This window comes from Stenotrophomonas sp. YJH_SMC_110, from assembly GCF_059369255.1.
Genome location: NZ_JCAFSM010000007.1, coordinates 154,555 through 168,118, shown reverse-complemented (window position 1 = coordinate 168,118; position 13,564 = coordinate 154,555). Strand labels below are relative to the sequence as shown.

Annotated in this window: 13 protein-coding genes; 6 read left to right on the top strand and 7 right to left on the bottom strand. The window is 67.4% G+C overall.

What is annotated here, in order from left to right:
• The first annotated feature begins 25 nt into the window (after positions 1-25).
• Positions 26-532 (top strand): PaaI family thioesterase, encoded by a 507-nt coding sequence (locus AC5P6H_RS14405; protein WP_046429424.1) that lies wholly within the window; start codon positions 26-28, stop codon positions 530-532.
• 9 nt (positions 533-541) lie between these two features.
• Here the strand turns inward: AC5P6H_RS14405 and AC5P6H_RS14400 are convergent, their stop codons facing one another.
• The 4 genes from AC5P6H_RS14400 to AC5P6H_RS14385 form a co-directional block, all read right to left on the bottom strand.
• Positions 542-2,284, bottom strand: a complete 1,743-nt coding sequence (locus tag AC5P6H_RS14400; RefSeq protein WP_197606130.1) for a diguanylate cyclase — start codon at positions 2,282-2,284, stop codon at positions 542-544.
• 164 nt (positions 2,285-2,448) lie between these two features.
• On the bottom strand, positions 2,449-3,474 hold the full coding sequence (locus AC5P6H_RS14395) for an AI-2E family transporter (RefSeq protein ID WP_032961540.1): 1,026 nt from the start codon (positions 3,472-3,474) through the stop codon (positions 2,449-2,451).
• Positions 3,475-3,580: 106 nt separating this feature from the next.
• Complete coding sequence (locus tag AC5P6H_RS14390; RefSeq protein ID WP_445392226.1) at positions 3,581-4,633, bottom strand: sensor domain-containing diguanylate cyclase; 1,053 nt, start codon at positions 4,631-4,633, stop codon at positions 3,581-3,583.
• A 144-nt stretch (positions 4,634-4,777) separates the two neighbouring features.
• Positions 4,778-5,785 (bottom strand): LacI family DNA-binding transcriptional regulator, encoded by a 1,008-nt coding sequence (locus AC5P6H_RS14385; RefSeq protein ID WP_046429416.1) that lies wholly within the window; start codon positions 5,783-5,785, stop codon positions 4,778-4,780.
• Between the two features lie 95 nt (positions 5,786-5,880).
• Between AC5P6H_RS14385 and AC5P6H_RS14380 the strand changes: the two genes are divergently transcribed.
• Genes AC5P6H_RS14380 through AC5P6H_RS14360 form a run of 5 tightly spaced genes read left to right on the top strand, consistent with a single transcriptional unit; the run spans position 5,881 to position 10,513 of the window.
• A complete protein-coding gene (locus tag AC5P6H_RS14380; protein WP_142234398.1) occupies positions 5,881-6,933 on the top strand; it encodes a sugar phosphate isomerase/epimerase family protein in 1,053 nt (350 codons plus the stop codon).
• A 27-nt stretch (positions 6,934-6,960) separates the two neighbouring features.
• The gene (locus AC5P6H_RS14375; RefSeq protein ID WP_014646305.1) at positions 6,961-8,178 is read left to right on the top strand and encodes a nucleoside permease; all 1,218 of its coding nucleotides are present in this window, start codon (positions 6,961-6,963) and stop codon (positions 8,176-8,178) included.
• A gap of 12 nt (positions 8,179-8,190) precedes the next feature.
• A complete protein-coding gene (locus AC5P6H_RS14370) occupies positions 8,191-9,315 on the top strand; it encodes a Gfo/Idh/MocA family protein (protein WP_126411819.1) in 1,125 nt (374 codons plus the stop codon).
• Between the two features lie 19 nt (positions 9,316-9,334).
• A complete protein-coding gene (locus AC5P6H_RS14365; protein WP_495202796.1) occupies positions 9,335-10,198 on the top strand; it encodes a sugar phosphate isomerase/epimerase family protein in 864 nt (287 codons plus the stop codon).
• Between the two features lie 18 nt (positions 10,199-10,216).
• On the top strand, positions 10,217-10,513 hold the full coding sequence (locus AC5P6H_RS14360) for a c-type cytochrome (protein ID WP_032961525.1): 297 nt from the start codon (positions 10,217-10,219) through the stop codon (positions 10,511-10,513).
• A 30-nt stretch (positions 10,514-10,543) separates the two neighbouring features.
• On the opposite strand, the gene AC5P6H_RS14355 is transcribed toward AC5P6H_RS14360, so the two are convergent.
• The 3 genes from AC5P6H_RS14355 to AC5P6H_RS14345 are packed head-to-tail and all read right to left on the bottom strand — an operon-like array spanning position 10,544 to position 13,562.
• Entirely contained in the window at positions 10,544-11,302 is a 759-nt protein-coding gene (locus AC5P6H_RS14355) for a 3-keto-disaccharide hydrolase (RefSeq protein WP_046429464.1), read from the bottom strand.
• A complete protein-coding gene (locus AC5P6H_RS14350; protein ID WP_014646300.1) occupies positions 11,302-11,877 on the bottom strand; it encodes a gluconate 2-dehydrogenase subunit 3 family protein in 576 nt (191 codons plus the stop codon). Before AC5P6H_RS14350 ends, AC5P6H_RS14355 begins: the two co-directional genes overlap by 1 nt.
• A complete protein-coding gene (locus tag AC5P6H_RS14345; RefSeq protein WP_046429409.1) occupies positions 11,877-13,562 on the bottom strand; it encodes a GMC oxidoreductase in 1,686 nt (561 codons plus the stop codon). The genes AC5P6H_RS14350 and AC5P6H_RS14345 overlap by 1 nt, the downstream gene beginning before the upstream one ends.
• Positions 13,563-13,564: the final 2 nt, after the last annotated feature.

The following is a 13,564-nucleotide window of genomic DNA, read 5'->3' as shown; positions in this document are numbered from 1 at the left end:
CCCCTCTCCCCCGCGAGGCTCCACGATGAATCCCGAATCGATCTTCTACAGCGTGGTCAACGGTGATCTTCCACGCTCCCAGGCCGGCACCCTGCTCGGCTGGCGCTTCGTCGGTTACGACGATGCACTGCGCCGCATCCAGGTCGAGTTCGAGGCCGGGCCGGTGCTCACCAACCCGATGGGCAACGTGCAGGGCGGTTTCCTGTCAGCGATGCTGGACGACTGCATGGGGCCAGCGATCTACGCCACCCTGCCTGCCAACCGCATCGCGGTCACGGTCGAATCCAAGACCAGTTTCGTCAGCCCCGCACGGCCCGGGCGGATCATCGGCTGGGGCGAAGTCGAGCACAGCAAGGGCAGCATCGCCTTCACCCGCGGCTGGCTGACCGACCCGGCCGGCAAGGTGCTGGCCACTGCCAGCGCCACCTTCCGCGTGGGTGCGCTGCGCTGGCGTGGACTCTCGGTGCCGCGTCCCATCGCGCGCCGGATGATTGCGCGCACGCTGCGGCGCGTGCATGCGCAGATCGGCTGATGGGTGCCGTCAACGTGCGTTGCGGCCGCCGCCGGCCACGCGCACGCGGTCGCGGCCCTGCGCCTTGGCCTGGTACATGGCCGCGTCGGCGGCACGCAGCAGGGTGCGCCAGCCCAGCGCGTCGGTGCCGCCCTCGGCCACACCGAAGCTGGCGGTGACGCGCAGCACCTTGCCACCGACCAGGGCGATGTCCAGCCGCTGCAGCGCCACCCGCAGCGACTCGGCCAGCTGGCGGCCACCGGCCAGATCACCGTCGGCCAGCAACACGAGAAACTCCTCGCCACCATAGCGGGCAATGCTGTCGCTGCGGCGCAGGTGGCGCTGCAGCAGCTGCGCCACCTGCACCAGCACTTCGTCACCGGCATCATGCCCGTGGCCATCGTTGATCGCCTTGAAGCGGTCCACGTCCAGCAGGATCACCACCGCGCTGTTGCCACCGTCGGCATGACGCTGCTGCACCAACTCGTCCAGCGCGCGCCGGTTCAACAGCCCGGTCAGCTCATCGGTGCCGGCCAGCTGGCGCAGCTCGCTGGTCAATGCCGAGCGCTCGCGCGACTTCTCGCGCAGCACTTCGATGGCATCGAACAGGCGCTGCATCTCGGCCAGCGGGTGGGTCACATGCTGCTCCGGGCCGGGCGCTTCCGAGGCGATCTGGATGACCTGCTTCTGCGCCTGCAGCAGCGGCCGCAGGATCTGAAGATGCGCGATGCGCAGCGCCACGCCCAGCACCACCAGCGTGCCCAGCACCGTCGCCACCAGCACCACCAGGCGCGTCGCTTCGCGATTGCGGGTGCGTTCGAAACGGGCGATGGACACGCTCAGGTAGCCGTCCCGCAGCGCTTCCAGCGACCGCAGGGTCGGCACGTAGCGGGTGGTGAATTCGGCGGTGGTCCACGGCGGCGGCACGCCGCGCCGGCCATCCTCGATCAACTGTTCGATCATCGGCAGCGATTCGCCGAAGAACTGCCGGCGCGCCATGTCCCAATGCCAGGACAGCGCCGGATCACTGCGGAACACCGCTTCATGGCTGCCTGCCAGCCGCCACAGCTCCAGCAGGCGGCCTTCGGTCTGCAATGCCGCCCGCACCTGTTCGTCACGCCAGGCCCCCGGTACCGCCACCGGCGCCATCACGTTCGAGGCCAGGCGGCCGCCATGCTCGCGCAGGTCGATCAGTACCTGGCCCTGCATCGCCGGAATCGCCGCTTCGCGGTCGGCGCTGACCAGCACGTTGATCTGCGCCGAGGTCAGCACGTGCAGGCGATCAACCACGGCGAACATGCTGCTGATCGCGCGCCCCACGTCCTCCACCTGACGCGCGCCATGCGGCTGTGCCGCCACCCGGTCCACCGCGGCCCGCGCCGATTGCAGGCGACGTTGCGCATCGGCCAGCAGCCCGTGTTCGTCGACCACGCCCGGGTCAGCGTTGAACACGGTGTCCAGGCGTTGCAGGGCGGTATCGACCCGCTTGCGCGCGACTGCCAGCTCCGCCGCCAGCCGGGCCTGTTCGCCCGCATCGGCCGTGTCGGCCCCGAGCAGGCTGTTGGCGGGGCCGCGCTCGGCCGACACCAGGTTGGCCAGGTCGAAGGTCTGCCGCAGCTGGCGCAGGCTGACCAGGTTGTCCTCGGCGGCAGTGAAGCGCAGCGTGCCCTGCACCAGCGCGATGGCCATCAATGGCAGCGTACAGACTACGAACAGCCCGGCCAGGATCCAGACCCAGGTCCGCAATCCGATGGGCGACGCCTTGCGGGCCATGCACATTTCCCCTGTAGTGCACAACACTGTAGCGGCCGCCTGCACAGGCGCCAAGCCGCTACCGGATCAATCGTTGCCATGGGTATACCGCGCCCGCCGCGAACGCACCGACAAAGGCCGCACGGGTTGTCGAATCGGGGCAAATTACGTCATGCCCCGCCGCGTCAGATCCAGCGCTGGTCGACCAGTTCGCGCTTCACGTAGGCATAGAACACCGGTGCGGCGACCAGGCCCGGCAGGCCGAAGGCCGCCTCCATCACCAGCATGGCCAGCAGCAGCTCCCAGGCACGCGCCTGGATCTCGCCACCGACGATGCGCGCGTTGAGGAAGTACTCCAGCTTGTGGATCACGATCAGGTACAGCAGCGCCGCCACCGCCACATAGAACGAGACCGACAGCGCGACGATGGCGATGATCGTGTTGGAAATGATGTTGCCCACCACCGGCAGCAGGCCGGCCAGGAAGGTGATCAGCACCAGGGTCTTGGACAGCGGCAGGTGCACGCCGAACAACGGCAGCACGCCCAGCAGGAAGATGGCGGTGAACACGGTGTTGAGCAGCGAGATCTTCACCTGCGCGAACACCACCTGGCGGAACGCGGTGGCCAGGCGGCTGGTGCGCCCGACCAGCTCCTGCGCCAGCGGGCCCATCTTCGGCAGCGGCAGTTCGTCATACAGCGCGATCATCGCGCCCAGCACCATACCGATCAGTACGCGCACACCGACCTGTACCACCGAGGTACCGGCCACGCCCAGCTGCCGCTGGTGCTCGGCGGCCCAGTCGTTCAGCGCCGCGCGCAACGCCGGCATGTCTTCGGGAATGTAGGGTTGCAGCAGCGCCGGCACCTGGTGCCGCGAAGTGTTGAGAATCTCCATCAGGCGCGCCAGCAATGCGTCCGGGCCGCCGGTCTCGTTGCGGAAGAACGAGGCCACGCCGATGCCGGCCAGTACCAGCCCGCTGATGATGATCGCCGACAGCACGATCACTGCGATCGCCCGTGCCCGCCCCGGCGGCAGCTTGCCCTCCACGGTGGAGGCCAGCACGTGCGTCAGCTGGAACACCAGCAGGCCGGACAGCAGGGTCACTACCAGGCCGAGCTTCAGCGCCAGCCACATGCCCAGCAGCATCATCAGCCACGCCGCGATCCTTGGAATGGGGGGTTTGGGCTGGGCAACGAGAGCGTCTTGCATGGGAGCGCGTCCGGGCGGGGTGGCCCATGGTAGAGGATTGGCATGCCGATTCCGCGTGCAGGATGAACGGGCATTTCACCCTCGTTCGGCGGCGGCGGTGCCGCACTCACTCGCCGTAGCTGGCCGTGTTCTTGCCCTGCCGCTTGGCGTGGTACAGCGCGCGGTCGGCCAGTGCCAACCAGTCCTCGACACTGCCGCCACGCGGTGTGGCGGCAATGCCGATACTGACGCTGAACTCCACGCCCGGCGTGGCCTGCTGCGCGGCCTCCAGCAGGTGCAGGCGCACCCGCTCGGCCACGTGCATCGCATCGACGGGCGCGCAGTCGCGCAGCAGCACCACGAACTCATCGCCCCCCAGCCGCGCGGGCGTATCACCGGGCCGGGCAAAGGTGCGCAATGTCGCCGCGATATGCCGCAGTACCTCGTCACCGGCGCGGTGGCCATGCGAGTCATTGATGCGCTTGAAATCATCCACATCGAGCATCAGCAGGCAGGCAGAACCGCCCTGGCCCTGTGCCCGGTCCAGCGCCTGCTGCGCACGCAGGATCAGGAAGCCACGGTTGGCCAGCTCGACCAGCGGGTCCATCCGGCTGAGCCGCTGCAGCTGACGGTTCTGCGATTTGACCCGGCGCGCCAGCTGCCAGCTGAGAATGCTGAGGCCGATGCCATACACGAACAGGAACGGGACACTCAGCACGATCGTGCGCTGCGAGGTGACCGGCTGGTAAGGGAAGCCGAGCAACCACCAGGTGAGTGCGAAGCCCAGCAGCAGGGCCAGCGTGGCGCGCATCGCCAGGCGCACGCCACCGGCGGCGATCTTGTCGGCCACCAGCAGCGCGGCGAACAGTGCGCTGGGCACCGCGCTCAACGCCATGAAGGCGATCCAGCCACCGCCGAAGAAGGAGTCGGCCACCATGCAACGGAACTGGACGACCGCCGGCTGGCGGGAGCGCTGGGTCAGCCGCAGTGCCAGTGCCGGCCACGCCAGCGCGTTGAGCAGCAGCAGGACCCAGGCCAGCCCGCCGTCCTGGCGTTCAAGCATGATCGAAGCGATGGGGATCGCCCCCAGCCCATTGCCGACGAAACGCATCCAGCCGATGCGACGTGCCGCGCCAATGCCTTCGACCGCGCCTTCCGCCGAATCGGTGAAGAATGGCATTGCCGACCCCCTTGCGCGATCGCACCTGGTGCTACGGCCCTTGCCGGGCTGCCTGCGATGAGTCTGACAGCTTTGCGTCAATTCGGGATCAAGGTTGCGCGATATCGCGCGGGCCGCTGCCGCTGCCCCTCCCGCTCCCCGTGGTTACCCGGGGCGGGGCGCAGCCGTCGAGCCACGCAGCTTGAAGCTGAACTCCAGCGTCTGCTGAAGCGGCACATCGACGTGCTCGATGATGGCGAGCAGCAGGTTGACCGCACGCTCGCCAATCTCCCGCATCGGCTGCCGGATGGTCGTCAGCGGGGGCGTGAGGTAGCGGGAGGACGCCAGATCATCGAAGCCGACCACGGACAGCTCGTCCGGCACGCGGATGCCCAGGTCCCGGCAAGCGGCCAGGGTACCCAGTGCCATCTGGTCACTGAAGCAGAACACCGCGGTCGGCGCGGCCGTGCCATCCAGCAGCGCCATCGCCGCTGCATGGCCGGATTCCACGGAAAAGTCACCCGGCACGATGCTCAGCTGGCGCAGGCGGCCACGCGCCTTGCCGGCCGCGCGGACCCCTTCCAGCCGTTGCTGGTGCAGGGGATTGTCAGGCGGCCCGCCGACCACCGCAATCCGTTCGTGTCCCAGCCCGTACAGATGCTCCATCACCGCGCGTGCGGCGGCGGCGTTGTCGATGTGGACGCTGGGGATGCCCAGCGCGGGGTCGAACTCGCAGCCGTTGACCACCGGTGCGGCGGCGCCGCGCTGCTCGACGATCTCGCGCGCGGTCGGTGGCAGGCGATGGCCCAGCACGATCATGCCGTCGGCCTCGTTGCGCCGGAGCATCTGCGCGTAGCGCTCCTCACGATCGGGTTGATGCTGGGTATCGCCCAGCAGGACCGCATAGCCCACCGCCTGCGCGGCCTCCTCCGCCCCCTGCAGGATCTGCGCGAAGAACGGATTGGCGATGTCCGGGACGGTGACGAGGATCTTGCCGCTGCGCTGGGTCTTGAGCGTGCGCGCCACCGTGTTGGGCACATAGCCCAGTGCGGCGGCGGCCTGCTCGATGCGCGCGCGGGTGGCCGGCAGCACCTTGTCCGGCCGGGAAAGCGCGCGCGACACCGTACCGGCGGACACGCCGACGTGTTTTGCGATGTCGTAGATGGTGGCCATGGCGTTAGTCCTCCTGCCCGCTGTGCACTGCACAACAGGTCCTGCGTAAGCCCCTGCTAGGATAATGCAATCGATTGCATCGAGGGCGAATCACGTTGAAGACGCTCAAGGGTCCAGCGCTGTTCCTGGCGCAGTTCATCGGCGACACAGCTCCTTTTGATCGGCTGGACACGCTGGCCGGATGGGCCGCGGGTCTGGGCTATTCTGGCGTACAAGTCCCCACCTCCGCGCCCCACCTGTTCGACCTGGCGGAGGCGGCGCGCAGCCAAGCGTACTGCGACGACACTGCCGGCATGCTGGCCGGGCACGGCCTGCAGATCACCGAACTGTCGACGCACCTGCAGGGGCAGTTGGTTGCCGTCCATCCTGCCTACGACAGCCTGTTCGACGGATTCGCGCCACCGGACAAGCGCGGCAACCCGGCCGCCCGCCAGGCCTGGGCGGTGGAGCAGCTGCGGCTGGCGGCGCAGGCCAGCCAGCGCCTGGGGCTGACCGCGCATGCCACGTTCTCCGGTGCATTGGCCTGGCCCTACTTCTACCCCTGGCCGCAGCGCCCGCCGGGACTGGTGGAAGAAGCCTTCGCCGAACTCGGCCGTCGCTGGCGCCCGATCCTGGATGCGTTCGATGCCTGCGGCGTTGACCTGTGCTTCGAGATCCACCCGGGCGAGGACCTGCACGATGGTGCAACCTTCGAGCGCTTCCTCGATGAGGTCGACCACCATCCCCGCGCGAAGATCCTGTACGACCCCAGCCACCTGCTGCTGCAGCAGATGGATTACCTCGGTTTCATCGACCGCTACCACGCGCGCATCGGCATCTTCCACGTCAAGGACGCGGAACATCGCCCCAGCGCAAGCAGCGGCGTGTACGGCGGCTACCAGGACTGGATCGACCGTCCGGGCCGGTTCCGTTCACCCGGTGACGGCCAGATCGACTTCAAGGCGATCTTCTCGAAGTTCGCGCAGTACGACTTCCCCGGCTGGGCGGTACTGGAATGGGAGTGCTGCCTGAAGCACCCGGAAGACGGCGCGCGCGAGGGTGCCGCCTTCATCCGCGACCACCTCATCCGCGTGACCGAACGCGCCTTCGATGACTTCGCCGACAGTGGCACCGACGCCGCATCACTGCACCGCATGCTGGGAATCTGAGCCAAGACCGCCCCGGGAGGGCAAGCCATGACGCACGCCATGTCGCGCCTGGGCGCGATGATGTTTCTGCAGTTCTTCATCTGGGGGGCGTGGTTCGTCACCCTGGGCACCTACCTGGTGCAGGGCCCGCTGCAGGCCAGCGCGAGCCAGGTGGCGACCGCGTTCCTCAGCCAGTCGATCGGTGCCATCGTGGCGCCGTTCCTGGTCGGGCTGATCGCGGATCGCTACTTCGCGGCGCAGCGCATTCTTGCGGTACTGCATCTGGCCGGTGCCGCGCTGATGTGGCTGGCGTCCACGGCAACCAGCTTCAGCATGTTCTCTGCGTGCGTCATGGGCTACATGTTGCTGTTCATGCCGACCCTGGCACTGGCCAACAGCGTGGCCATGCGGCACATGCAATCACCCGAGAAGCAGTTCCCGCTGGTCCGCGTGGCCGGCAGCATCGGCTGGATCGTGGCGGGCGTGCTGATCGGCTGGCTGGGCTGGGAACAGGCGCATCGGCTTGAGCTGACGTTCCGGATGGCGGCGGCGGCGTCGCTGGTGCTCGGGCTGTATGCGTTCACCCTGCCGCACACACCGCCACTGGCGCAGCAGCGCGATGCCGGGCTGGGGCAGATCCTGGGGCTGGATTCGCTGCGGCTGCTGAAGTCGCGCGCCTACCTGGTGTTCTTCCTGGCCTCCATCGCCATCTGCATCCCGCTGTCGTTCTACTACAACTTCACCAATCCCTATCTCAACGACCTCGGCGTGCGCGGCGCGGCGGGCCTGCAGTCGCTGGGCCAGGTTTCCGAAGTGCTGCTGATGCTGGCCATGCCGTTCCTGTTCGTTCGGCTGGGGGTGAAAACCATGCTGGCGGTCGGCATGGCCGCCTGGGTGGTGCGCTACGCGCTGTTCGCCTTCGGCGATGCAGGTGGCGGTTTCCCGCTGCTGGTGATCGGCATCGTGCTGCACGGCATCTGCTACGACTTCTTCTTCGTCACCGGCCAGATCTACACCGATGCACATGCCGGCCCTGCCGCGCGCAGCAGCGCACAGGGGTTCATCACCCTGGCCACCTATGGCGTGGGCATGTTGATCGGCACCTTCCTGTCCGGCGCGGTGGTGGAGCACTTCACCACCGAGGCCGGTCCCGACTGGCAGCAGATCTGGCTGTTCCCGGCCGCTGTTGCGCTGGTGGTGCTGGTCGCCTTCCTGCTGCTGTTCCGCGACCGGCCGGCGGCTGCGGCCGCGCCCTCCACACCCTGAGGATCCCCGTCGATGCCCAAGCTTGGAATCGCCATCGTCGGCACCGGCATGATCGGCGCCGTGCACCGCCGCGCGGCCTTGCTCGCCGGCGCCGAGGTACGCGGCGTGGCCGCCTCGTCACCGCAGCGCGCGCATGAGGCAGCGCACTCCTGGAATGTCCCGCGCGCCTACCGGGATATCGAGGAGGTGATCGCCGATCCGCAGGTACAGGTGGTGCACGTGTGCACGCCCAACCATCTGCACCGCGCCATGGCACAGGCTGCGCTGGAAGCCGGCAAGCACGTGATCTGCGAGAAGCCGCTGGCGACGACGCTGGACGATGCGCAGGCGCTGGCGGTACTGGCCGCCTCGACCGGATTGGTTGCCACCGTCCCCTTCGTCTACCGCTACCACCCGGTGGTGCGCGAGGCCCGTGCACGCATCGCCCAGGGTGACCTGGGGCCGCTGCACCTGATCCATGGCAGCTACCTGCAGGATTGGCTGCTGGACCCGGCCAGCAACAACTGGCGCGTGGACCCGGCGCTGGGCGGCACCTCGCGCGTGTTCGCCGACATTGGTTCGCACTGGTGCGACCTGGTCGAATGGGTCAGTGGCGAGCGCTTCACCGAAGTGAACGCGGCGTTTGCCACGGTGATCGCCGAACGCAGCGCCGTCACCGGCCAGAGCTTCAGCACACCGGCAGCGAACGGCGCGACGCAGGCGGTCGCGAGCGAGGACGTGGCAACGGCGATGTTCAGGACCGGCGCCGGTACGCTGGCGTCGTTGACGGTGAGCCAGGTTTCGGCCGGACGCCGCAACCGCCTCTGGTTCGAGATCGACGGCGCCAACGCCAGCATCGCCTTCGACCAGGAGGACGCCGAGCGGCTGTGGATCGGCCTGCCCGACCAGCGCGAGGAAATCTTCGTGCGCGGGCCCGGCGCGGGCACTGCCGAACAGCGCCGGCTGTCGGTGCTGCCGGCCGGGCACGCGCAGGGCTACGCCCAGTGCTTCGAGGCGTTTGTCGCCGACACCTATCGCGCTATCGACGGCGAGCAACCGGACGGCCTGCCCACCTTCGAGGACGGCATGCGTTCGGCGCGGATCGTTGATCGTGTCATTGCATCGGCCAGGTCACGCGCCTGGACCACCATCGGTTGAATCCCGGGAGGATCTGTTGATGAAAGCCCTTGTCCGTCGAAGTGCAAGCCTCGTCCTGCTGCTCGCGGCGCTGCCCGCCTTCGCAGTCGAAGCCGCCAGCGCGCAGAAGCCGATAGCGGTGCAGATGTACACCCTGCGCAATGCCGGCTCGCTCGAGCAACAGTTGAAGATCGTCCACGATGCCGGTGTGCGCGCGGTGGAAACCGTCGGCACGCAGAACGTCAGTGCCGCGGAACTGAAGCAGCTGCTGGACCGGTATTCGATCAAGGCCATTTCATCGCATGTGCCGCTGGCCGAGCTGCGCAGCAACCTGGATGGGGTGGTGACCTTCAACCGGTCGATCGGCAACACCACGCTGGTGGTGCCGTACCTGGACAGGAAGGAACGCCCGAGCGATGCCGCCGGCTGGACCGCCCTGGGACAGGAACTGGGCCGGATCGCGAAACAGGTGCGCGGCAAGGGCATGCGCCTGGCCTATCACAACCACGACTTCGAGCTGGTCGACTTCGATGGCAGGACCGGGCTGGAACTGCTGTTCGCCGCCGCCGGCCCCGACCTGCAGACCGAGCTGGACCTGGCCTGGGTTGCGCGTGCGGGCCTGGACCCGGCGGTGATGCTGGGGAAGTTCCGCGGCCACGTATTCGCGGTACACGCCAAGGACAATGCGCCCAAGGGCCAGGCCGAAGACGAAGGCGGATTCGCTGCGGTGGGCCAGGGCGTACTGGACTGGAACGCGATCCTGCCTGCTGCGGCGGTCGCTGGCGTGCATTGGTACATCATCGAGCACGACCAGCCACGCGAGCCGGCCAAGGTCGTCCAGGCCGGCGCCGACTATCTGCGTGAACACCTGACCACCAATACGCCTGCCCGTGCGCGGCGCTGACGCATCAAGGAGCCCCACATGAAAATGATCCTGGCAATGGCGGTGGCCCTGGGCGGCATGAGTGTTGCGACAGCCGCCTGGTGCAAGGGCGACCCGGCTGCGGGAGCAAAGCTCTACACCGCGAACTGCGTGGCCTGCCACGGCGCCGATCGCGCGGGCATGCCGGGCGCGTTCCCGGCACTCACCGACATCGGCAAGCGCATGGCACCTGCACAGATCAAGGAAAAGATCAGCAAGGGCGGCGGCCTGATGCCGCCCTTCTCCCAGCTGTCACAGCAGGAGATCGACGATATCGCCAGCTACCTGGCGAAGTAAGCGGCCGGCGGCCACGCCAGCCGCATGCCACTACAGCTCGCGCACCCAGATGTTGCGGTAACTGACCCTGGAGTCATGCTCCTGCAGATAGAGCGGCGCACACGCATGGGGCGAATACGAGGGCGCCCCGATGTACTCGGTCTTGCCTGCCAGCACGGTGTCATCCTGCACCAGCACGCCGTTGTGCAGCACCGTGATGCGCGCGGGCGACACAAGCCCACCGCCCACCGAGAAGCGCGGTGCCTTCCAGATGATGTCGTAGGCCTGCCACTGGCCCGGCGCGCGCGAGGCATTCACCCGCGGCATGGCCTGCTTGTAGATGGAGCCCGCCTGGCCATTGGCATAGGTCGGGTTGTTGTAGCTGTCGAGCACCTGCAGTTCATACAGTTCCTGCAGGAAGATCCCGCTGTTGCCCCGGTTCTGGCCGTCGAAGCCCTTCGTGTCAGTGGGCGTGCGCCACTCCACATGCAGCTGGACATCGCAGAAGCGTTGCCGGGTGCGGATGCCCTTGCTGCCCGGAACGACGGTCATGGCGCCCCCGGCAACCTTCCAGGGCACGCGTCCGCCCTGCTCCGATTCCCACGCGGAGACATCCTTGCCATCGAACAGCACGATCGCGTCGGAGGGGGCCTTGCCTGGCGGCGTGGCCACGACAGCGGGCACGGGGGTCCACACTTCGGTCTTCTTCGGGTCGCGCGCAGCGTCGGCACTGTCCTGCGCGAATGCAGATGCAGCGGCCAGCAGGCCAACAGTGATCAACGCAGGGCGGATCATCAGGGTGGTGTCCATCAGCTGGTCCCCCACGCGGGCGTACCGGGGACATAGGCGAGATCGCCGTCGTAGCGGCCGGGCACCGCGACGTACTGCAGCACGCCGGTCGCCCCGACCTTGGAGGTGAAGAAGCCGAAGATGGCCAGCTGCTTGATCATCGTGAAGTAATGCGGCATCGCCTCGCCCTCTTCAGGCGTACCGGTCTCGGTCACGTCGGCAGAGCGCGCCTTGGCTTCGGCGTCCAGCGTTCGCAGCAACTGGGTGCGGGCTTCCGGCGCAAGCGCCACAAACCGGCCGCCGGCGCGCTTGTCGATATCGACCAGGCCTGCCCGGAACGTTGCCTGCTGCCGGGCGGTGTAGCAATCGCTGACGAAGGTCGCCATGAACAGGCCGGCGCCGGCATCCTTCGCCCCTGGCGTCCGGGTCCGCGGCAGGATGGTCTCGGCGATCTCGTCCAGCGTGCCGATGTCGGCATCGGAGAACAGGGTCTTCACCGGTGCCGCAGCGGCGTTTCCCTGCGCGAGCGCAGGCAGGCCGACCATGGCCGCGCCGGTGGCGGCAACGATCATCTTCAACAGTTCGCGGCGATCCATCAGAGGTTCCCCGCTTTCAGTTCGCGTACCGCGTGGTCGGCCGCGCGCGCGGTCAGCGCCATATAGGTCAGCGAAGGATTCACGCAGGCGCTGGAGGTCATGCAGGCACCGTCGGTCACATAGACGTTGGGCGCATCCCAGACCTGGTTGTGCGCGTTCAATACCGAGCTCTTCCGGTCACGTCCCATGCGTGCGGTCCCCATCTCGTGGATGCCCTTGCCCGGGGCATAGTCGTGGTCGTGCATCTTCACGTCCTTGACGCCAGCCGCCTCCAGCATCTCGGCAGCATCGGCGGCCATGTCCTTGCGCATCGCCAGTTCGTTGGCGCGCATGGACACGTCCATCGCCAGCACCGGCAGCCCCCATTTGTCCTTGCGGTCGTGGTCCAGGCGGATCGTATTGTCGTGGTGCGGCAGCATTTCACCGAACCCGGTCATGCCGATGCGCCAGTCGCCCGGTACGGTCAGCGCCTCCTTCAGGTCGGCACCGATGTTCAGCTCGGCGATCTCGCGCGACCAGCCGGTGCGGCTGGCACCGCCCTGGTAACCGAACCCGCGCAGGTAGCCGCGCTTGTCGGCCGCGACGTTGCGGAAGCGCGGAATGTAGAAACCGCACGGACGGCGGCCGAAGTAGTACTTGTCTTCGTAGCCCTCGACCCGGCCCGAGGCGCCCGCACCGAAATGATGGTCCATCACGTTGTGCCCCAGCTCGCCCGACGAAGAACCCAGTCCCCCCTCCCACACATCGGTCGCCGAGTTCATCAGCAGCCAGGTCGAATTGAACGACGATGCATTGAGGAAGATGACCTTGGCGGTGTACTGGTAGGTCTGCCCGGTCTCGGCATCGATCACCTCCACGCCGCGCGCACGCTTGCGATCCTTGTCGTAGAGCACTTCCTTGACGATCGAGAACGGCCGCAAGGTCAGGTTGCCGGTCTTCATCGCCGCTGGCAGCGTCGCCGCCTGGGTCGAGAAATAGGCACCGAAGGGACAGCCCAGGATGCACTTGTTGCGGTACTGGCAGTTCACGCGCCCCTGCTCGGGCATCGGCTGGGTGATGTTGGCGGTGCGCGAGTGGATCATGTGCCGCGTTCCGCCGAAGGCCTTCTTGATCCGCGCGGCCACGTCCTTCTCGACGATGTTCAACGGGATCGGCGGCAGGAACTCGCCGTCCGGCAGCACGTCCAGTCCTTCGCGCGTGCCGGCGATGCCGGCGAACCTCTCTACATGGTCGTACCACGGCGCGATGTCGGCATAGCGGATCGGCCAGTCGGTGGCGATGCCATCCTTGAGGTTCGCTTCGAAGTCCAGGTCGGAAAACCGATAGCTCTGCCGGCCCCACATCAGCGAGCGCCCGCCCACGTGGTAGCCACGGAACCAGTCGAAGCGCTTGGTTTCGATGTAGGGTGAGTCCTGCTCGTTGGCCCACATTCCTTCCAGGTTCTCGGCCAGGCCGTAGTCGCGCATCAGCACCGGGAAGGCGGCCTTCATCGCCTGCGTCGGCCGGTTGCGATGCGGGAAGTCCCACGCTTCCTTCATCGCATTGACGTAGTCCTTGACGTGCTCGATGTTGCGCCCGCGTTCCAGCATCAGGACCTTCAGGCCCTTCTCGGTCAGCTCCTTCGCTGCCCAACCGCCACTGATTCCCGAGCCAACAACAATGGCGTCGTAGTGATTATCTGCCATGG

Excerpts from the sequence above, each read along its gene's own strand:
- AC5P6H_RS14355 (WP_046429464.1), bottom strand. The coding sequence starts at position 11,302 with ATGGACACCACCCTGATGATCCGCCCTGCGTTGATCACTGTTGGCCTG.
- AC5P6H_RS14370 (WP_126411819.1), top strand. The coding sequence starts at position 8,191 with ATGCCCAAGCTTGGAATCGCCATCGTCGGCACCGGCATGATCGGCGCC.
- AC5P6H_RS14385 (WP_046429416.1), bottom strand. The coding sequence starts at position 5,785 with ATGGCCACCATCTACGACATCGCAAAACACGTCGGCGTGTCCGCCGGT.
- AC5P6H_RS14345 (WP_046429409.1), bottom strand. The coding sequence starts at position 13,562 with ATGGCAGATAATCACTACGACGCCATTGTTGTTGGCTCGGGAATCAGT.
- AC5P6H_RS14400 (WP_197606130.1), bottom strand. The coding sequence starts at position 2,284 with ATGGCCCGCAAGGCGTCGCCCATCGGATTGCGGACCTGGGTCTGGATC.
- AC5P6H_RS14365 (WP_495202796.1), top strand. The coding sequence starts at position 9,335 with ATGAAAGCCCTTGTCCGTCGAAGTGCAAGCCTCGTCCTGCTGCTCGCG.
- AC5P6H_RS14405 (WP_046429424.1), top strand. The coding sequence starts at position 26 with ATGAATCCCGAATCGATCTTCTACAGCGTGGTCAACGGTGATCTTCCA.
- AC5P6H_RS14395 (WP_032961540.1), bottom strand. The coding sequence starts at position 3,474 with ATGCAAGACGCTCTCGTTGCCCAGCCCAAACCCCCCATTCCAAGGATC.
- AC5P6H_RS14390 (WP_445392226.1), bottom strand. The coding sequence starts at position 4,633 with ATGCCATTCTTCACCGATTCGGCGGAAGGCGCGGTCGAAGGCATTGGC.
- AC5P6H_RS14360 (WP_032961525.1), top strand. The coding sequence starts at position 10,217 with ATGAAAATGATCCTGGCAATGGCGGTGGCCCTGGGCGGCATGAGTGTT.
- AC5P6H_RS14375 (WP_014646305.1), top strand. The coding sequence starts at position 6,961 with ATGACGCACGCCATGTCGCGCCTGGGCGCGATGATGTTTCTGCAGTTC.
- AC5P6H_RS14350 (WP_014646300.1), bottom strand. The coding sequence starts at position 11,877 with ATGGATCGCCGCGAACTGTTGAAGATGATCGTTGCCGCCACCGGCGCG.